Genomic DNA, 18,396 nt, shown 5'->3' on the forward strand with positions numbered 1-18,396 from the left:
GGATGCGGGGAGAGAGGAGGATTGTTCGGAAAAACCCCGTATTTTAGAAGAAGCGGCTGCCCGGCCGCCCGGTTTCATTGACAGGCCCGTTCGTTCGGCCCTAAATTGCTTGAAGCTTCAAACAATATGAACTCGGAGATAAACATGAATCCCACGGCGCCCGCCGTTTCCTGGTCCACCCCGGGCCGCGTTACCTACACCGTCCTGCTGGTGTGCTGGATGGCCATTCTGTTCGAAGGCTACGACGTCGGCGTCATGGGCGCCGTGCTGCCCGCTCTGGCCACTTACAAGGCCTGGTCGCTGACGCCGCTCGAACTGGGCGTGCTGGGCAGTTACGCGCTGGCCGGCATGTTCGTGGGCTCGTTCGCCGTGGGCATGATGAGCGACCTGATGGGTCGGCGCCGCATGCTGCTGCTTTGCGTAAGCCTGTTCTCGCTCACCATGATCGGCGCTGCGTGGGCGCCGACCCCGGCCTGGTTCGGGATCTTCCGCTTTACGGGCGGACTGTTCCTGGGAGGCGTGATTCCCGTGGCCGCGGCGCTTACCGTCGAATACTCTCCGCCGACGCGCCGCGGCATCAACTACGGCCTGATGTATTCGGCCTATTCTCTCGGCATCCTGTTCGCCGCGGGCGTCGCCATGTGGCTGCTGGCCACCCATGGATGGCGCACCGTGGTCGGCGTGGGCGCCGTGCCGCTGGTGCTGGTTCCGGTCATGGCCTTGCTGCTGCCCGAATCCCTCGAATACCTGCTGGCCAAGCAAAAAACAGCGCAAGCCGAGCATCTGGCGCAGCGCCTGCGCATTGCCTCGCTGGACGCCTTCCGGCCCGTCACGCAAGCGGCGCAGTCGTCCCCGCGCGACATTCTGTCCGCCATCTTCTCGCCGCGCCACCTGCGCGCCACGATCTGCTTCTGGGCCGCCTTATTTCTGGGCATCATGCTGGTCTACGGCCTGGGCACCTGGCTGCCGCAAATCATGCGCAAAAACGGCTACGACCTGGGCTCGAGCCTGTCCTTCCTCATGGTATTCAGCCTGACCTCGGCCGTCGGCGGGGTGATCCTGGGCCAGTTCGCCGACAAGGCGGGCCCGCGCCGCATGGTGGCGCTGTTCTACGCGATCGGCGCCATAGGCATCTATTGCCTCACTAACAAGAACGCGCTGCTTCTGAACTATGTGCTGGTGGGCCTGGCGGGGCTGGGCAGCATCTCGGCCTCGCTCATCCTCACCGGCTATCTGGCCAACTACTATCCCTCGCACGCGCGCGGCGCGGCCGTAGGCTGGGCACTGAGCTTTGCCCGCGTCGGCGCCATTTGCGGCCCCATCGTGGGCGGCTATATCGGCAGCCTGAACCTGCCGCTGGTTCTGAATTTCGTGGTGTTCGCCGTGGCGGCCCTGGCCGCGGGACTGTTCGTCATGCTGATTCCGCCGAGGTATCAGCCGGCGTAATGCGACCCGCCTGTGCGGCCGCTACAGGCCGCGCAGGCGCCGCAGCAGCTTGAGTCCGCGGCGCGTGACGGCCGAATACAGTTCGGCCGCCTTCAAGGCCCAGTCGATATGGCGTTCGTACGGCTGGATCTCGATGGGAAAGTAAGGCGCGAGTTTGCGCGCCACCTGCTGCGGCGAAATATGGGTATTGCTCTGCACGACCGCGAACAGCCCGTCGCTGTCCGGCGCGAAATGGCGCGCCGCGTCCCACGCCTGCATCTGTTCGGCAAGCCAGACGCTCTGGTCGGCGTGCAGCGCGCGCTGCCCATGCGCGGGACCGGTGTGATACTGATCCTGCAGCCCTTCGCGCTCGGCATTGAGCCAATACAGCGTGTACTCGGTCCAGTCGATCATGTAGTGGCTGAGCAGCACGCGCCGCCACTCCTGGCCGTTTACGGCTTCCGGGCGGCGCTGCAGGTTCAGGCACAAGGTGCGCGACAAAATAGCCGGCGTCATCCAGATGCCGTCGCGCTCCAGGTGCGGATCGTCGATGCCGAGCAGCCTGGCCGATGCCTCCCAGTAGCCAGGCACATCGGCCGTGCGCGGCATGTAATGCGTCAGCGCCTTGCCGTCGACGATCAGGGTGTCGGCAGAAAACGGATGCGTGGCAAAGCAATCGGGATCGAACACCAGGAAATATTCGGTGTCGATGAGCGCCGGCGCATAGAGCTTGATGATCTGCTGGCGATGCCAGTTGCGGATCTGGTGACGCTGCGAAAACTCGGCAAAGACGCCCATGTGCAGCGATTCGTCGACCACCTCGATGGGAAAATCGGACCACGCCTTGGCATAGCCCTTGATCTCCTCGACCTCGTCGTGCGGCACGACCAGGACAAAACGGGCGAATAGATCCGGCGCGGCGAAATGACGCAACGAAGCGAACAGAATATCGCAGCGGCCGATATTGTCGGCGTAATGCCGGCCGCGGGTCTTGATGGGCAGAATCGCGCTGATCTGGGTCATTGCCGCCTCCCGCTACGACCTAGGAATTCAGGAAGAAGCGGTAGAAGAACGCCGGAATATAGGCCCGTCGATAGGTCATGGCAATGCCCACGATCTTGCCGCCATCGTCCAGCACCTGCTGCTTGAGGCCCTGCAACAGGGGCTTGCGAGTGACTTCGGCACGCAATACCAGCACCACTGCATCGACCAGCGCGGCGTTCTCGATGCCATAGAACGATTGGGTCGTCGCGGGCGCGTGAACCAGGACGTACTCGTAATCTTTGCGCAAGGCATCGAAAAGCGCGGCCGCATGGTCCCATGAAAACATCACCGCGCCCTCGCGAGGCCGCGCGATCGCGATGCTGTGCTGCGCAATCTGGTGGAAATCGAGATCCTGCACCGCCTCGGCCAGTGCCGCCTCGGCCCGCGCCGCCACACGCGGCACGCCGACGCCCGACTCGACATCCTGCCAGTCGATCAGCGCTTGCCCTTCGGCGGCCTGCCCATAGGTGGCGGCCCCCGGCAGTCCGCTCATGTCGAGGATCAGCACCGGGCGGGTTGCGCGACGTTCCAGTTCGACGGCCACACCCTTGATGACCCGGTGCGCGCCTTCTTCCTTGCTGGGGGCAAGCACCATGACCACCTTGGATGCCGCGTCTGCGCTGCCATGTATGACCGACGCCAGCCTGCCATAGGCTTTGTGCGCGACCCGCGCGTTCAGCTTTCCGGAAACCTGCTCGCAGCTCTCCTCCTGCGGCTTGTCGGACTGCGCCGGGCCGCGCAAGCGGGCCGCAGTACGGCGCAGCATCATGATCGGCGCGCTCAGCACAGGCAGGAGCAGCGAGCGTTCGACCTGTTCGGGGCTGAGGAAGGTCTCGCGCAGGCTGGCGAGCAGCAGCACGGTCATGGTGGAAACCAGCAGCGCGATCACCAGGCTCGCCGCAATCATGAGACTAGTCGACACGCTGCGGCGCGTCGGCGCCAGCGGCGTCTGGATGACGCGCACATTGGTGCTGTTGACCTGGCTGGCCTGTTCCTGCTGGATGTCGGCCTGTTCCACTTGCCGAGCCCTCTCGCGGAAGCTGTCGGCCAGAAGATCCCGATCGGCCTGCATCTGGCGCAGCTTATCGGACACGGCGATCAGGTTCTGCGACCGCTTGTGCGCCTCGCGGACCTGCTCGGCCAGTTCCTTCTGGCGCGCGACTTCTCCGGAGATATTGGTCAACAGGCCAGCCAGCCGGTCCTGCACCGTGTCGTAATAGCTGTTGTGGCCGTAGCGCGTGACCTGCGACAACTGCCGCTTTTCCTGCGCGATGTTCGCGCGCAGATCGGCTATCTGCTTGTCGAGCTGCTGCACGAACGGCGAGCTCGCCATATAGCGCGACGCGAGATCCGAGCGGCGCGATTCGAGCTGCACCAGCGTCGTATGCATGGCGGCCAGCGCGCGCGCGATCTCGGAATTGTCGGAAAAGAGCAGGATTTCCGGCCGCACGTCGTGCGTGGCGGCGCGCAAGGCCGCGAGTCCGCCGCGATCCTGCGCCAGCGCGGCATCGTTCTCCATCTGGCGCTGCACCAGCAAGCTCTCGAGCGCCACTGTGCGCGATATCTGCTCGTTGATGTTGACGATGCCGTGCGCCTTCTGGAAGGCCAGCAGGTCGGCATTGGCCTTGTCCAACAGGACCCGGACCTCGTCGCGCTGCCCTGCCAGCATGGCAGCCCGACCCAGGGTGAAGATGTTCGCGCGCTGCTGGAAATATTTGCTCAGCAAGATGGACAGCACGTGAGCCGCCCGCTTGGGGTCGCCGTCGTAGTACGACAGGTTGATGGTGTTGGCGAGGTCGTTCTGCTCGATGTGGAAATGGCTCTGAAAATTCAGCAGGGCCTTGTCGAACTTCTGTTTGTCGGCATTGGGCCCCAGCTCCGCCTGCACCACTTGGCGGTGCAGTTCGGGGCTGCCCAGGATCTGCGCCTCGACGCTGACCAACTGCCCGACGGCGGGCACGATGGGGGGAGCGCGCACGTCGTTGGACTGGTCGTAATATCCGGCGAACAGGACCAGCAGCGTCGACTGCGCCCGATAGGGCATGGGCAGGATCAGCGAAATGACAATGCCCAGCGCCGCAATGGCCAGGAACACCATGGCGGCGATCTTGCGGTAATAAAAAAATGTGTTGAGATGATCCCGAATAGTCAGGCTTGCGGCAACTTCCGCGCGATTTGGCCGTGCTCGTGTCGAAATAACCATACGAATGGATGCGTTGCCCGACTATAATGAGAATGTATTTTAATGTTTCTTTCATCCGCCGCCTACAACGGCTTTTTGAGAGGTTGGCAGTGCATGTCCCTGCCACGCGCCCCGATGATCCTTCGCCTGCCGTCCCTGGGGTTGGCCCTTAGATTGACGCTGACGCTCGCATTGACAGGCCTGACCGCCTGCAGCCCGATCTGGGTGCATCAGGCCGACCAACAGCCCGACCGCTTCGCGACCTGGGTCAATGCGCCGGCTTCGGCCTACCTCATTCGGCCCGGCGACGACATCTCGGTCACGCTGCCCTTCAACGGCGAGCTGAACCAGCGCGCGCAGGTCTCCCCCGACGGCACCTTCACCATGCCGCTGGCCGGCGTCATACTGGCCGCGGGCCATACCACCGCCCAGCTCGCCGACAGCATCGACAAGGCACTGGCCGCCCAGCGCGTGGTCGCCGATGCGCGCGCCACGGTCACCGTGGCCGCCTACTCCGGCCGGGTCTACGTAGACGGCCAGGTTCGCCAGCCGGGCGAGTTTCCCCTGCGCACCGACATGACCGTCATCCAGGCCATCGCCGATGCGCGCGGCACGCTCGACACGGCACGCACCAACGAGGTCGTGCTGATCCGCCGCAGCCCCATCGACGGCCGCCCCATGCTGCGCACCATCGACATCGACGCCTTGACGCACAAGGGAGACCCGAATCAGGCGGTGGTGCTGCAGGCTTCCGACACGATCTTCGTGCCCAAATCCTCGATCGCCGAAGTCGACCAATGGGTCGACCAGCACATCAATCAGGCCTTGCCGTTCAACAAGGGTCTGAACTACACCTACACCAACTCGACCTCGACGGTCCCGTAAGACCTCGTCTCATGGCCGAAGAGATGGAAAAGACCTGCGCCCCGGTCGAGATCGCCCCTGTCTTCTCGGCCGATCCGGCCCGCAGGCGCATCCTGGGCTGGCTGTTCATCGCCCTGCCCCTGTTCGGCCAGACCTTCTCCTACATGAATGGTCTGTTGCCGCTCTGGGCCCTGTCCAAGGCGTTTCCGGTGCTGTCGCTGCCGCTGGCTCTGTATTTGATGAACCAGGCGCGCTTTCCCATGACCCGGCAGGTCCTGATCAGCTTCGTCTGGCTGCTGCTGCTGCCCAGCTTTTCCGCGGTGTTTTATTTTCACGAAGGCTTTTTCACCAGCATCACCGCGCAGGTCAAGCTGCTGCCCTTGCTGTACTTCTTCTCCTTTCTGGCGCTGCTGCTGCAATTGCGGCCCACCCTGCATGAACTCGAGCGCGGCTTCGTCTACCTGGCCGTCTTCATCGTCGTCACGCTTATCGTGCTCTGGGCCGTGATCCCGACGAGCTGGTACCAGACCTCCTACGTCGTCGGCAACTCGCCGCTCTTTACCGCCGACAATCGCGGCCATCGCATCCGCATGTCGATGTACTTTCCGCTCATCGCGCTGTTCTTCTGCTATCGCAGGGCCTACTTCGAGCGCAGCCTGCGCTACCTGGCATATGTTCTCGTCGTTTTTGCCGTCACGCTCCTGATCGTCAAGACGCGTGCCATGATCATCGGCATCGTCGGAGTCATGGCCATCAACGCCGTGCGCTGGTCGCGGCCTGCCGTCAAGGTCGGACTGCTGGTGCTCGCGCCTGTCGTGATCATCGGCATCTTCTCGTTCGGCTATCTGGCCACCACCTTCAGCACCAGCGCCTCCAGCGGTTTCGACGTGCGCCTGGTCACACTGAAGACGGCGCTGCAATTCCTGGGCAGCAATCCGCTGCGCTGGATATTCGGGGTAGGCACGATCAGCCCCACCAGCCGTGACAGCCTGATCGCCTACTTCCATCATTTCTTCTTTCTGGCCGACATCACCTGGCTGGGCGTCGTTTTCGAATACGGCCTGATCGGCGCTTTGATGTTTCTATTGATCGAAGTGCGCGGCCTGACTTTCTATCGCCGCCTGCATGCCGAAGTGGAAGACGACTTTCTCGGCGCGCTCGCCGACTATCTCATCTACGTGCTGGTGATCTCGTTCTTCTATCCGCCCACGCTGACGCCGGGTGAAAGCGCGGTCATTCTCGCAATCTTCGTCTACGTGTGGCGCGTGGGCGGGTTCGACGGCAAGATCCACGACACACGGAACACGCAGCATGCTCAACCGCAGACGCCTTAGCGCCCGAATCCTGATCGCGGCGCTGGTCTGTTCGGGCGGCATCGCATTATGCGCGGGCGCCCAGCACTCGCCGCTGGCCGTGCGCGTCGCCATCGACGCCGCCGCCCACCGCCACCCGATCAGCCCGCTGATCTACGGCCTGAGCTTCGCCACCACCCAGACTCTGCGCGATCTACATGTGCCGATCAATCGCTCGGGCGGCAACAGCGCCTCGGCCTACAACTGGCGGTTAGACGCGCGCAACGCAGGCAAAGATTGGTATTTCGAGAGCCTGCCGGTCAATCCGAGCGACATCAACGATCAATTCGGCGAGCGCTTCGTCGCGCTCACCCAGGCGGCGGGCGCCGTGCCCATGCTCACCATCCCCATGCTGGGCAGGGTCGCCAGGCTCGGACCGGATCGCAAGCCGCTCGCCAGTTTTTCGATCGCCAAATATGGGCCCCAGCAAGACCGCGACGTGCACGGCCTGGCCGACGCCGGCAACGGCATCGCGCAAAACGGCGAACCCATTACTCGCAACGATCCGGACGACGCCTCGATGCCGCACGATCCGCAAAGCGAAACGGAACGGATCAACGAACTGGTGCGCCGGTTCGGCTATGCCGACGCGAGCAACGCGCGCTACTACCTGATGGACAACGAGCCCAGCCTCTGGCAGCTCATCCATCGCGACCTTCACCCGATCGGCGCCCATGCGAGCGAGGTCGCCGACAAGGTCGTCGCCTATTCGCGCGCCGTCAAGGCGGCCGACCCCAAGGCGCAAATCGTGGCGCCGGAAGAATGGGGTTGGCAGGGCTACCGCTACAGCGGCTTCGATCAGCAATACGCGATTGTCCACGGCCTGGATCACACGCCCGATCGCGAGCACGAAACCCAAGGCATGGACTACGTGCCCTGGCTGCTCGCGCAATGGAAACGGGCCGGCCATCCCATCGACGTCTTCAGCCTGCACTTTTACCCTCAGGGCGGCGAATACAGCGAGAAGGGTGCGGCCGAAACGCAGGCAATCGAGCTTTCCCGCAACCGGTCCACACGCGATCTGTGGGACCCGAACTACAGAGACCCGACCTGGATCAACAGCGTAGTGGCGCTGATCCCACGCATGCGCCGATGGGTAGACACCTATTACTACCCCGGCACGCCGATCGCGCTCACCGAATACAACTGGGGCGCGGACGCCACCATGAACGGCGCCACTGCGCAGGCGGACCTGCTGGGCATCTTCGGCCGCGAGGGGCTGGACATCGCTACGCGCTGGGGCACTCCTGCGCCCTCCACGCCGGTCTACAAGGCGTTCAAGCTCTACCGCAACTACGACGGCAAGGGCTCTGCGTTCGGATCGACCAGCATCGCCGACGCCGTCCCCGATCCGGACCGGGTCGCCTCGTTCGCAGCCCTGCGCGATCACGACGGCGCCCTGACGGTCACGGTCATCAACAAGCAGCTCGACCGCACAGCCGACGTCACGCTTGCGCTGGATCATTTCGCGGACCGCGGCCGGATCGAAACCTGGCAGCTGGCGCACAACGACATCTCACGCCTGCCCGACGGCACCTACTCCGCAAGCCGGTTGCACGTTACCCTGCCGCCGCAGAGCGTGACGCTTTTCGTCCTGCGCGGCGCGGCCCTGAACGGCTAGGGCCCGTTAACGCCAAAAGGAGCCACGCATGAGCGCAAAATCGTCTCCCTCGCGCGCGCACGGCAGCTCGATCATCCGCGGCTCGCTCGTCAGCCTGGGGGTGCGCCTGCTCGATCTGCCGAGCCGCTACGGCTTTCATCTGCTGGTCGCCGCCGCGCTGGGCGTGGTCGACACCGGGCGCTTCTACATCGTGTTCAGCGTCATGGTCGCGCTGGCCGGTTTCGGCCGACTGGGCATGGACCAGGCACTGACCCGGCAGATCGCCATCGACATGGCCTCGGACCGCGCCGACGCGGTGCGGCCCACGATCCGGCGCGCGCTGTGCCTGGTGGTCGCGGCCTCCGCGGCCGTCGCCGCGCTGCTGGCGGTGGGCGCCGCGCCCTTCGCCCGACATGTGCTCAATAAAAACGACCTTGCGCTGCCGCTGGCCCTGGGAGCGCTCGCCATCATTCCTCAGAACCTGGGGGCGGCCCTGGCCGGCGCGCTGGCGGGGCTGCAGCGCGTAGGCTACAGCCAGATGATCTATTCCTGGCTCTGGCCGGCCCTTTTCTGCCTCGTGGCCATTGCGTTGAAGCTGGCGGGACTGTTCACCGTGACCAGCGCGCTGGTCCTGATCGCCGCAAGCTTCGCCCTGGCCGCGGCGGTCGGGGCCATACTGCTCAGGCGCGCCCTGGCGGCGACGCATGCCGGCGGTGAGCCCGCGCCGGCACCGCAGCCCCTGCTACGACCGGGCCTCTCGCTTTTCACGCTGGAGCTGACCAAGCTGCTGATCACGTCGGCGCCCGCCATCGTGCTGGGCATTGTGGCCACCGACCGCGAAACCGGTCTTTTCGCCCTGACCTGGCGCATGGCCCTGGTCATCAATCTGCTGATCAGCGGCGTGACAGGCATGGCCGTGCCCAAATTTGCCGAGCTGTTTGCGCGCGGCAACGCGCAGGCGCTGGAAAAAAACGCAGCCCAGGCCATCGGCCTGGTGCTGTGCCTGGCGCTGCCCGCGGTGGCCTGCCTGCTGATCTTCCCCGAACGCCTGCTGGGGCTCTTCGGCCACGGCTACGACCAGGGCGCGGGCACGCTGCGCATTCTCGCGCTAGGCCAGCTTGCAGCCGCATGCTTTACCGCCATGCCCGAAATGCTGGGCATGACGGCGCACATGCGGGCGCTGTACAAGATCAATGCCTACACGCTGGCCGTTCTGCTCCTCGGCCTGGCGGCGCTGACCCCTTCGCTAGGCAGCGCCGGCGCAGCGCTGGCGACCTCGCTGGCGCTGGCCGTGAACGGCGTAGCGGCGGCCTGGATGGCGCATCGCCTGCTGGGTGTCGTGCCGCTCGCACGGTTGTGGCGCGATGCGCGCGGCCGCCTGCCGTCGGCTCGACGCAATGGAGAAGCATCATGACGCGATATCTGGCTGCAGCGGCATCCTTCCTGCTGCTCGTGCTTCAGCCCTGCGCAGCTCAGGCCGGCACCCTCGATCCGCCGCGCTACGACTCGGACGTCTTCTGCTGGCTGCGGGCCAACACGCCGGACGGCTTCTCGGACAACGCCCAGTCGCAATGCCTGGGCCAGCAGCACATCGCCTACGACGCCATCAAGCGCGAATGGAACGAGCTCCCCGATGAAATCCAGACAGGCTGCGACGAGTACACCCGTGAGCGGGATCCGCTGGACTACGAAGCGCTAAGAAACTGCATCCGGACGCAAAAACGTCGCATCCCTCCGGCGCCCGAGGTGGAAGGCCTGCCGCAATGACCCAGCGGCCCATCGCGGTACGATAGGGATATTGGTACCACGCTTTTTGCCGAGATTCTCGATGACCGCATTTTCCAAGCCCACTGCCGCGAGCGCCTTCGACGGCGACGCGATGTACCAGGCCTGTGTGCCGGCCCTCGTCCGCGGGCTGCGCGCCCTGGCCGCCGAACTGCGCCGCGGCACCGCCAGCGCTTGCGCGCGTCAGTTCGATTCGATCGTTCTGGTTCAATCCCGCCTGGCGCCGGACATGCTGACGCTGGCCGGACAGGTGCAGCGCGCCAGCGACACGGCCAAGCTGTCGGCCGAGCGCCTGTGCGGCGTGCCTGCGCCCAAGTTTCCCGACACCGAAACGACGATGGAGGAACTGCAGGACCGCATCAAAGCCACCATCGCCTATCTGCAGCATCTCAAGCCCGAGCACTTCCAGGGCAGCGAAAGCAAGACCATCCCGCTCCAGCGGCTGGGCGAGGCGCGCGGCGACATCTACCTGCTGGAATTCGGCCTGCCCAACTTCTATTTCCATATCGCGATGGCGCACGCCATTCTGCGACACAACGGCGTGCCCGTCGGAAAAATGGACTATCTGGGTTCGACGGCCGAATCCAAATGACCCTGAACACCTCGATCGCGCAGCACCGCCTGGGACTGGTGCTGTTCGCGCTGGCGATGGGCGGCTTCGCCATCGGTACCACCGAATTCGCCACCATGAGCCTGCTGCCCTACTTCGCGCAGGGCCTGGGCATCGATGCGCCGACGGCCGGCCACGTCATCAGCGCCTATGCCCTGGGCGTGGTGGTGGGCGCCCCGGTGCTGGCCGTGCTGGGCGCGCGACTGCCGCGTCGCAGGCTGCTCATGTTGCTCATGGCGCTGTTCGCCCTGGGCAACGGCCTGAGCGGGTTGGCGCCCACCTATCACTGGATGCTGCTGTTCCGCTTTCTCTCCGGCCTGCCGCACGGCGCCTATTTCGGTTTCGCCGCCCTGGTGGCGACCTCGCTCGTGCCGGAGAACCGCCGTACCTGGGCCGTGGGCCGCATGTTCCTGGGGCTGACCTGCGCCACCATTCTGGGCGTGCCGCTCGCCAACTGGCTGGGGCAGGCTCTGGGCTGGCGCTGGAGCTTCGGCCTGGTGGCGCTGCTGGGGCTGATCACGATGCTGCTGGTGCGTCTGTTCGCCCCGCTTTCTCCGGCCGACGAGGCGGCCAGCCCCCTGCGCGAACTGGGCGCCCTGGCGCGCGGCCAGGTGTGGCTGACCCTCGGCATAGGCGCCATCGGATTCGGCGGCCTGTTTGCCGTATACACCTATCTGGCCGATACGCTGCACGACGTCACGCGGGTTTCGCCCGAGGCGACGCCGCTGGTACTGAGCGTGCTGGGCATAGGCCTGACCGCAGGCAATCTTTTCATTCCGCACTACGCCGACCGCGCGCTCATGCGCACCGCGGGCCTCATGCTGCTGTGGAGCGCGTTCGCGCTGGCGCTCTACCCCTTCATGGCGGGCAATGTGTGGACGATCTCGCTGTCGGTCTTCATGATCGGCCTGGGCGGCGCGCTGGGCACGGTGCTGCAGACCCGGCTTATGGACGTGGCCGAAGACGCCCAGGGTCTGGCCGCTGCCCTCAATCATTCGGCCTTCAATACCGCCAATGCGCTCGGCCCTTTCCTGGGTGGTCTGGCCATTGCCGGCGGCCATGGCTGGACTTCCACCGGGTGGGTAGGGTGCGGCCTGGCGCTGGGCGGCTTTGCGCTATGGCTGGTGTCGGCCGCCGTGGACCGCCGCAACGGCTCGCGACCCTGCGCAGCCTGAAACCGCCACGCGAACAGTCCGCGCGAATCAATGCCCGGGCATCGACGCCGCGCGTCGATAGGCTGCGGGGCTCAAACCCTTATGCCGCGCAAAGGCGCGGATGAACGCGGATTCCGACTGAAATCCCACCGCCGCGCCGACGCTTCCCACGTTCTCCCGGCCGCGCCGCAAACGTGCGGCTGCGCTGTCCATGCGCAGCTGCGTCAGAAGCCGGGCGGGCGACGTGTCGCTCACGCGCTGAAAAAGCCGCAAAAAGCTGGCCCGCGACATATGGCAGCTTGCCGCGAGATCTTCAATGGCGAGCGGCTCGTGCTGGCGCGACAGCATGGCGATCGCCGCAGGGCGCAATCTCGGTTCGCGCAGCAAACCGAATACACCGTGCACGGCGTCCGACTGTTGCCACCAATGACGCAGCGCGAGCACGAACAGCGCCGACGACAATTGCCCGACGACGCTGCGCGCGCCCGGCGCGGCGGCCTGCACCTCGGCGCGCATCAAGGCCACCAGAGGCGCCAGCGCCGCGGGCGGCAAGCCGGCTGTGCCGGGCAGGCAGAGCAGCCGGGGCAGCGCGGCCAATAGCGTGACTGCGCCCGCGCCGAAGTCGATGCGGCCGCAAAGCATATCCAGCCCGGGCTCGACATCGCCGTCGGTGCGCCATTGCAGCACCGCGTGCGAACGTTCGGTCTGGCGCGGTGGCGGCGCATCCCAGTCGTCCGATCGCGCCGCCAGGCGATGTTCGTCGCCGCAAGGCAGCACCACTACATCGCCCGCGGACAGCGCCAGTGCGGGCTCGCCCGCCAACTGAAGATGGACACGACCCTGGACGATTGCGTGAAACCGCACCGAACCCGGTTCTTCGGCTCGATGCAGATGCGCCCACCGACCCGACCATTGGCACTGCACGTCGAGATTGCCGCGCGCCGGATAGGCATCGAGCAAGGCGCTGAGTGTGTCCATGGCTGGCCGGCGATCGCGAAGAAACGATCAGCTTAATCCATGGGCGCGACGCCCGCATCGTGCAGCGATGCGCCGCCTTTTGGCGTTCACTTGGCCGCCTCATGCGCACCGACGGCATCGAGCACGCGCGCGGAATACACCATGGCGGCGCCCGCGTTCAACGCGACGGCCACACCCAGGGCTTCGGCGATCTCCTCGTGGCTCGCGCCGTGCTTGAGCGCTTCGGCGCTGTGCACCGTGATGCAGCCGTCGCAGCGCGTGGTCACGGCCACGGCCAACGCGATGAGCTCGCGGGTCTTGGCATCCAGATGATTGGTCTTCTTGCCGGCAGAGGACAAGGCCTGATAGCCGGTGAGCGTATCGGGCGTCAGTTTGCCCAGTTCGCCGATACGGCCCATCAGTTCCTTGCGATATTCGGTCCAGTTCAACATGGCGCTTCTCCTTGGGAAACAAGTGCTCTGGAAAGCTCCGGAGCCTGAAGCGCAGTCTATGCCCGAGCCTGCCGGGACCGAATACCCGGCCGGCTCGTTTTATTGCCCGTTCGTCTCAATCGCCACGTCAACGCCGACGAGCGCGCTAGGCCTTGAATGTCAACGCGTTGGTCAGATCCCCCATGGGCTTCTGGCCCCGTGCCCGCATCGCTTCGTCCCGCTGTTTCAGGCCGTCGAGCGTGGGCAGGTCGAACACGCGTGTGATCAGACGCAGGATGGAGCCCGTGTCGTAGACCGTATGGTCCACCAGGCCCTTTTTCGCGTGAGGCGATATCACCAGCGCCGGCACGCGCGTGCCCGGCCCCCAGCGGTCGCCTTTGGGCGGGGCCACGTGGTCCCACCACCCGCCGTTTTCGTCCACGGTCACGATCACCACCATGTCCTGCCACTGGCTGCCGCGGCGCAGGCTGTCGACGATATGCGCGATGTGCCGGTCGCCCGACTCCACGTCGGAGTAGCCGGCATGCATGTTCAGATTTCCTTGCGGCTTGTAGAACGTCACCGCCGGCAGCCGGCCGGCATCGACGTCGGCCATGAATTTGTTGGTGGTCGACATGTCGCCCAGGCCGCCGTCGCGCAGACGCCTGGCGCGCGCCTCGGCGTGCTGCGGGCCGAGGTTCTCGAAATAATTGAGCGGCTGATGGTGAAACTGGAAGTTGGGCACAGGCGGAAAACCCGGCTGGTTGGGCTTGGCGTCCACGGCATCCTGCCAGCCGCCGGAATACCAGGCCCAGTCCACGCCCTTGGCATCGAGCAGATCGCCGATGTGCTGGTGGGTCTGCGGCGGCACCACCAGTGGGCTGGCGGCATCGGCCAGCGCCGGATTCTGTTTGTCACGCGGCGCGTGGCTGGGCCAATACGGCGCCGCCATGGTGTTGACCGCATAACCGTCGGGGGTCAGCGCGCTGGGGCCGAACACCGGCGGGCCTTGCAGGGCGCTGGCCGGCGATTTTTCAGGATCGGGCTTCAGGCGCGGATCGGCGGGATCGTCGCTTTCGAGCGTGGCGATGAGTTTCTTGGCCGGCGAGTTGCGCACGTCGGGATAGAACGGCGCGCGCGCGGCCACCAGGTATTGGTGATTGAGAAAGGAGCCGCCGAACGCCCCTTGGAAAAAGTTGTCGCACAGCACGAACTCCTGGGCCAGGTTCCACAAGCGCAGGTTGTAGGCGGTGTCGGCGTAGTAACCCATCGTCAGGCCGCCCGAATCGGCCCAGGCCGCGAACTTGTCGTTCTTGCCGCCGTTGATCTGCATCTGGTTCTGATAAAACACGTGCCACAGGTCGCGCGTGACCACGCCTTGCGGCAGATACTCGCCCTGCGGGCCGCGCAGTGCGAAGGGGCCGTTGTACAGCCCGTTCATATACGGCGCGTCCTCTTTGACGTGGTACTTGACGTGATTGACCGTCTGCTCGTGCGGCACCAGGCCCTTCCACACCGGCGGCAGCGTCGGCAAGGGTTTGCCGTCGCGGTCCAGTTGCCGGTAGTCGTCGGCATTGAGCCCGGAGAGCGGCTTCTCGACGCCGGGGAAGTTGCCGAACAGATTATTGAAGCTGCGATTTTCGGCGTAGATCACGACCACGTGCTTCACGTGCTTGCGCAAGGCCTGCGTGAAGGCCGGACTGGCCGGATGCGGCGTGGCATGGCCGCCCGGGACCATGCCGTCCTGCGTCGCCAGCGCATCCCCGGCCGCCACGCTGGCGCCCAGCGCGGCCATGCCGGTCAGAAAGCCGCGGCGCGTCGCGCGCGGGGCGGCCTGGTCGATTTCGTCGCCGGCCGGTTCGTTCGAGTCTTGCGGCTTGTCGCTCATGGTTCACCTGATAGGAAAAAGTCCGGGCCTGTCAGCTTAAAACGCCGGCGTGTCAGTTTTCTTGCATCCGGACAAAGGACAAGAGGGCGAAAAAAAACCCACATCCCGGACGGATGTGGGTTTTTCTACCGCGCCGCGAACCGTCGCGGCAAGCAGGCATTACATATTGGGCATCATCAGCACATTGGCGTTGTGCATCACCCACAGCGACCCGCCGACGGCAATGCCCAGAACCAGCGCGGTGAACAGAAAGATCGCCGTGTTCTGCTGTTGTTCCGGGTTGGTGCCCAGATGCAGGAAGAAGCCCAACTGGACCAGCAGCTGGAGCACCGCGAACAGCGCCAGCCAGAGTTCGATCGAGCCGCGCGGTACCGATCCGCCCAGCACGACCCAGAAAGAGATGATCGTGAAGACGATGGAAAGCGCGAAGCCGACGATGTAGGACTTCAGGCTGCCGTGGCCGTCATGACTGGCGTGGTCGTGGCCGGCCTCATGTGGGTGCGACATCAGAGGACTCCAAACAGGTAGACGAAGGTAAACACGCAGATCCAGACGATGTCCAGGAAGTGCCAGAACAGGCTCAGGCAGGACAGGCGGCGGCGGGTCATGTCGTTCAGGCCGAAGCGGCTGACCTGGTGCATCGAGATCGCGATCCAGATCAGGCCGAAGGTCACGTGCAGGCCGTGGGTGCCTACCAGCGTGAAATAGGCCGACAGGAAGGCGCTGCGATCAGGGCCGTTGCCTTCCAGGATCAGGTGATGGAATTCGTAGACTTCCATGCCGATGAAGCCCAGGCCGAACAGGAAGGTGATCAACAGCCAGCCGATCACCTTGCTCTTGTTGCCCGCATACAGATTGAGCATGGCCACGCCGAACGTGAAGCTGGAGATCAGCAGCAGCATGGTTTCGACAAACACGTAGTGCAAGTCGAAGATTTCCTTGCCGTCGGGGCCGCCGGCATAGTTGTGGCCCAGAACGGCGAAGGTGGCGAACAGCACTGAAAAGATCAGGCAGTCGCTCATCAGGTAGATCCAGAAGCCAAGGGTGACCTTGGCTCCGTCGTCGTGGTGCTCGTGATGATGCGCCACGTCGTGCAGGGCGGGAGAAGCAGCTTGGGTCATGACTCAGGCAACCTGTTGCAGTTGACGATAGCGGGCGTTTTCGATGGCTTCGACTTCAGCGGCCGGAACGTAGTAATCCAGATCGGTGCTGTAGCTGCGCGCGATGAAAGTGGCGATCATGCCGACGAAACCGATGATGGCCATCCACCAGATGTGCCAGATCAGACCAAAGCCCATGACGATGGAAAGCACGCCCATGATGGGGCCCGCGGCGCTATTGCGCGGCATGTGGATGTCTTCGTAGTGGGTCGGCTGCTTGTAGGCGATGCCGTTTTCCTTGTCTTCCCAGAACTGGTCCAGGTGGTCGACGTGGGGCACGTGGGCGAAGTTGTAGAACGGCGCCGGTGAGGAGATGGCCCACTCGAGCGTGCGGCCGCCCCAGGGGTCGCCGGTCAGATCGCGGTTCTTCTCGCGGTCCCTGATGCTGACCAGGATCTGCAGGATCAGGAAGCCGATGCCGGCGGCGATGATGACCGCACCGAACCAGGCCACGACCAGATAGGGGTGCCATTCGGGGTTGTCGTAGTGGTTCAGGCGGCGCGTCATGCCCTTCAGGCCCAGGATATACAAGGGAATGAAGGCGAAGTAGAAGCCCACCAGCCAGCACCAGAACGAGCACTTGCCCAGGGTTTCGTTCAGCTTGAAGCCGAAGGCCTTGGGGAACCAGTAATTCAACGCGGCGATACAGCCGAACACCACGCCGCCGATGATCACGTTGTGAAAGTGCGCGATCAGGAACACGCTGTTGTGCAGCACGAAGTCGGCGCCGGGAATGGCCAGCATCACGCCGGTCATGCCGCCGATCACGAAGGTGATGATGAAACCGATCGTCCAGTAGACGGGCACGGTCATGCGCACCCGGCCGCGGTACATGGTGAACAGCCAGTTGAAGATCTTCACCCCGGTCGGTATGGAGATGATCATCGTCGATATGCCGAAGAAGGCATTGACGTTGGCGCCCGAACCCATGGTAAAGAAGTGGTGCAGCCAGACGATGAAGGACATCACGCCGATCGCCGCGGTCGCGTAGACCATGGACTTGTAGCCGAACAGCGGCTTGCCCGAGAACGTGGCGATGATTTCCGAGAACGCGCCGAAACAGGGCAGGATCAGGATATAGACCTCGGGGTGGCCCCAGATCCAGATCAGGTTGATGTACATCATGGCGTTGCCGCCGCCGGCGTTGGTGAAGAAGTGCGTGCCCAGGTAGCGGTCGGCCGTCAGCAGCGCCAGCGTAGCGGCCAGCACGGGGAAGGCCGCGACGATCAGCACGTTGGTGACCAGCGCCGTCCAGGTGAACACGGGCATCTTCATCAGCTTCATGCCGGGCGCGCGCATGCGCAGGATGGTGACGACGAAGTTGATGCCCGACAGCGTCGTGCCCAGGCCCGATATCTGCAGGGACCAGATGTAGTAGTCCACCCCCACCGTGGGGCTGAAGCCCAGTTCGGACAGCGGCGGGTAGGCCAGCCAGCCGGTGGCGGCGAAGTCGCCGATGAACAGCGACAGCATGATCAGCACCACGCCGGCGACGAACAGCCAGAAGGAAAGCAGGTTCAGGAAGGGATACGCCACGTCGCGCGCGCCGATCTGCAGCGGCACCGCGATGTTCATCAGGCCCACGATGAACGGCATGGCCATGAAGAAGATCATGATCACGCCGTGGGCGGTGAAGATCTGATCGTAGTGGTGCGGCGGCAGAAAGCCGGCAGAATCGTTGTTGGCGACGGCCAGCTGCGTGCGCATCATGATGGCGTCGGCGAAGCCGCGCAGCAGCATGATCAGCGCCACGAAGATGTACATGACGCCAATGCGCTTATGGTCCACCGAGGTGAACCACTCGGTCCAGAGGTACTTCCAAAGGCGGAAGTAAGTCAGCGCCGCGACCACGACCACGCCGCCGAAAATAACGGCGGCCATGGTCACCATCACGATGGGCTCGTGGAAGGGGATGGAATCCAGTGAGAGTTTGCCGAACATCAT

Annotated in this window: 16 protein-coding genes; 8 read left to right on the top strand and 8 right to left on the bottom strand. The window is 64.5% G+C overall.

The features are described from left to right. Positions 1-144 precede the first annotated feature (144 nt). Positions 145-1,446, top strand: coding sequence for an MFS transporter (locus ACTHJ1_RS18035; RefSeq protein ID WP_440195408.1), 1,302 nt, complete (start codon positions 145-147; stop codon positions 1,444-1,446). Positions 1,447-1,467: 21 nt separating this feature from the next. Here ACTHJ1_RS18035 and ACTHJ1_RS18040 read toward each other — a convergent pair whose 3' ends face one another. After that, positions 1,468-2,448, bottom strand: a complete 981-nt coding sequence (locus tag ACTHJ1_RS18040) for a DUF6492 family protein (protein ID WP_440195410.1) — start codon at positions 2,446-2,448, stop codon at positions 1,468-1,470. Positions 2,449-2,467: 19 nt separating this feature from the next. Continuing rightward, positions 2,468-4,567, bottom strand: coding sequence for a GumC family protein (locus ACTHJ1_RS18045; RefSeq protein WP_440195413.1), 2,100 nt, complete (start codon positions 4,565-4,567; stop codon positions 2,468-2,470). A 198-nt stretch (positions 4,568-4,765) separates the two neighbouring features. Here ACTHJ1_RS18045 and ACTHJ1_RS18050 point away from each other — a divergent pair, with 198 nt between their 5' ends. The 7 genes from ACTHJ1_RS18050 (at position 4,766) to ACTHJ1_RS18080 (ending at position 12,037) form a co-directional block, all read left to right on the top strand. After that, entirely contained in the window at positions 4,766-5,536 is a 771-nt protein-coding gene (locus ACTHJ1_RS18050; protein ID WP_440195415.1) for a polysaccharide biosynthesis/export family protein, read from the top strand. Positions 5,537-5,547: 11 nt separating this feature from the next. Continuing rightward, positions 5,548-6,849, top strand: a complete 1,302-nt coding sequence (locus tag ACTHJ1_RS18055) for a hypothetical protein (RefSeq protein WP_440195418.1) — start codon at positions 5,548-5,550, stop codon at positions 6,847-6,849. After that, positions 6,827-8,488, top strand: coding sequence for a glycoside hydrolase family 44 protein (locus ACTHJ1_RS18060; protein WP_440195421.1), 1,662 nt, complete (start codon positions 6,827-6,829; stop codon positions 8,486-8,488). The genes ACTHJ1_RS18055 and ACTHJ1_RS18060 overlap by 23 nt, the downstream gene beginning before the upstream one ends. Before the next feature lie 28 nt (positions 8,489-8,516). After that, entirely contained in the window at positions 8,517-9,881 is a 1,365-nt protein-coding gene (locus ACTHJ1_RS18065) for a lipopolysaccharide biosynthesis protein (RefSeq protein WP_440195423.1), read from the top strand. Then, positions 9,878-10,234, top strand: a complete 357-nt coding sequence (locus ACTHJ1_RS18070) for a hypothetical protein (protein ID WP_440195426.1) — start codon at positions 9,878-9,880, stop codon at positions 10,232-10,234. The genes ACTHJ1_RS18065 and ACTHJ1_RS18070 overlap by 4 nt, the downstream gene beginning before the upstream one ends. Before the next feature lie 61 nt (positions 10,235-10,295). Then, entirely contained in the window at positions 10,296-10,844 is a 549-nt protein-coding gene (locus ACTHJ1_RS18075) for a DUF1993 domain-containing protein (RefSeq protein WP_440195429.1), read from the top strand. Next, positions 10,841-12,037, top strand: coding sequence for an MFS transporter (locus tag ACTHJ1_RS18080; protein ID WP_440195432.1), 1,197 nt, complete (start codon positions 10,841-10,843; stop codon positions 12,035-12,037). The genes ACTHJ1_RS18075 and ACTHJ1_RS18080 overlap by 4 nt, the downstream gene beginning before the upstream one ends. Before the next feature lie 27 nt (positions 12,038-12,064). On the opposite strand, the gene ACTHJ1_RS18085 is transcribed toward ACTHJ1_RS18080, so the two are convergent. The 6 genes from ACTHJ1_RS18085 to cyoB form a co-directional block, all read right to left on the bottom strand. Continuing rightward, positions 12,065-12,994, bottom strand: coding sequence for an AraC family transcriptional regulator (locus tag ACTHJ1_RS18085; RefSeq protein WP_440195435.1), 930 nt, complete (start codon positions 12,992-12,994; stop codon positions 12,065-12,067). An 86-nt stretch (positions 12,995-13,080) separates the two neighbouring features. Further along, on the bottom strand, positions 13,081-13,425 hold the full coding sequence (locus ACTHJ1_RS18090; protein WP_440195438.1) for a carboxymuconolactone decarboxylase family protein: 345 nt from the start codon (positions 13,423-13,425) through the stop codon (positions 13,081-13,083). A 145-nt stretch (positions 13,426-13,570) separates the two neighbouring features. Then, positions 13,571-15,292, bottom strand: a complete 1,722-nt coding sequence (gene acpA, locus ACTHJ1_RS18095; protein ID WP_440195441.1) for an acid phosphatase — start codon at positions 15,290-15,292, stop codon at positions 13,571-13,573. 159 nt (positions 15,293-15,451) lie between these two features. After that, on the bottom strand, positions 15,452-15,799 hold the full coding sequence (gene cyoD / locus ACTHJ1_RS18100; RefSeq protein WP_440195444.1) for a cytochrome o ubiquinol oxidase subunit IV: 348 nt from the start codon (positions 15,797-15,799) through the stop codon (positions 15,452-15,454). After that, entirely contained in the window at positions 15,799-16,413 is a 615-nt protein-coding gene (cyoC, locus tag ACTHJ1_RS18105) for a cytochrome o ubiquinol oxidase subunit III (RefSeq protein ID WP_440195447.1), read from the bottom strand. Before cyoC ends, cyoD begins: the two co-directional genes overlap by 1 nt. A 3-nt stretch (positions 16,414-16,416) precedes the next feature. After that, positions 16,417-18,393: a cytochrome o ubiquinol oxidase subunit I gene (cyoB, locus tag ACTHJ1_RS18110; RefSeq protein WP_440195544.1), complete on the bottom strand. Its 1,977-nt coding sequence runs from the start codon at positions 18,391-18,393 to the stop codon at positions 16,417-16,419. Between the last annotated feature and the right edge of the window lie 3 nt (positions 18,394-18,396).

It is taken from the genome of Bordetella sp., assembly GCF_051960075.1.
Classification (GTDB): domain Bacteria; phylum Pseudomonadota; class Gammaproteobacteria; order Burkholderiales; family Burkholderiaceae_B; genus Bordetella.

Bases quoted from the DNA above. Each gene is read 5' to 3' on its own strand.
- ACTHJ1_RS18075 (WP_440195429.1), top strand. From the start codon at position 10,296: ATGACCGCATTTTCCAAGCCCACTGCCGCGAGCGCCTTCGACGGCGAC.
- cyoD (WP_440195444.1), bottom strand. From the start codon at position 15,799: ATGTCGCACCCACATGAGGCCGGCCACGACCACGCCAGTCATGACGGC.
- ACTHJ1_RS18050 (WP_440195415.1), top strand. From the start codon at position 4,766: ATGTCCCTGCCACGCGCCCCGATGATCCTTCGCCTGCCGTCCCTGGGG.
- cyoC (WP_440195447.1), bottom strand. From the start codon at position 16,413: ATGACCCAAGCTGCTTCTCCCGCCCTGCACGACGTGGCGCATCATCAC.
- ACTHJ1_RS18070 (WP_440195426.1), top strand. From the start codon at position 9,878: ATGACGCGATATCTGGCTGCAGCGGCATCCTTCCTGCTGCTCGTGCTT.
- cyoB (WP_440195544.1), bottom strand. From the start codon at position 18,393: ATGTTCGGCAAACTCTCACTGGATTCCATCCCCTTCCACGAGCCCATC.
- ACTHJ1_RS18040 (WP_440195410.1), bottom strand. From the start codon at position 2,448: ATGACCCAGATCAGCGCGATTCTGCCCATCAAGACCCGCGGCCGGCAT.
- ACTHJ1_RS18060 (WP_440195421.1), top strand. From the start codon at position 6,827: ATGCTCAACCGCAGACGCCTTAGCGCCCGAATCCTGATCGCGGCGCTG.
- acpA (WP_440195441.1), bottom strand. From the start codon at position 15,292: ATGAGCGACAAGCCGCAAGACTCGAACGAACCGGCCGGCGACGAAATC.
- ACTHJ1_RS18080 (WP_440195432.1), top strand. From the start codon at position 10,841: ATGACCCTGAACACCTCGATCGCGCAGCACCGCCTGGGACTGGTGCTG.
- ACTHJ1_RS18085 (WP_440195435.1), bottom strand. From the start codon at position 12,994: ATGGACACACTCAGCGCCTTGCTCGATGCCTATCCGGCGCGCGGCAAT.
- ACTHJ1_RS18055 (WP_440195418.1), top strand. From the start codon at position 5,548: ATGGCCGAAGAGATGGAAAAGACCTGCGCCCCGGTCGAGATCGCCCCT.
- ACTHJ1_RS18065 (WP_440195423.1), top strand. From the start codon at position 8,517: ATGAGCGCAAAATCGTCTCCCTCGCGCGCGCACGGCAGCTCGATCATC.
- ACTHJ1_RS18045 (WP_440195413.1), bottom strand. From the start codon at position 4,567: ATGGTGTTCCTGGCCATTGCGGCGCTGGGCATTGTCATTTCGCTGATC.
- ACTHJ1_RS18035 (WP_440195408.1), top strand. From the start codon at position 145: ATGAATCCCACGGCGCCCGCCGTTTCCTGGTCCACCCCGGGCCGCGTT.
- ACTHJ1_RS18090 (WP_440195438.1), bottom strand. From the start codon at position 13,425: ATGTTGAACTGGACCGAATATCGCAAGGAACTGATGGGCCGTATCGGC.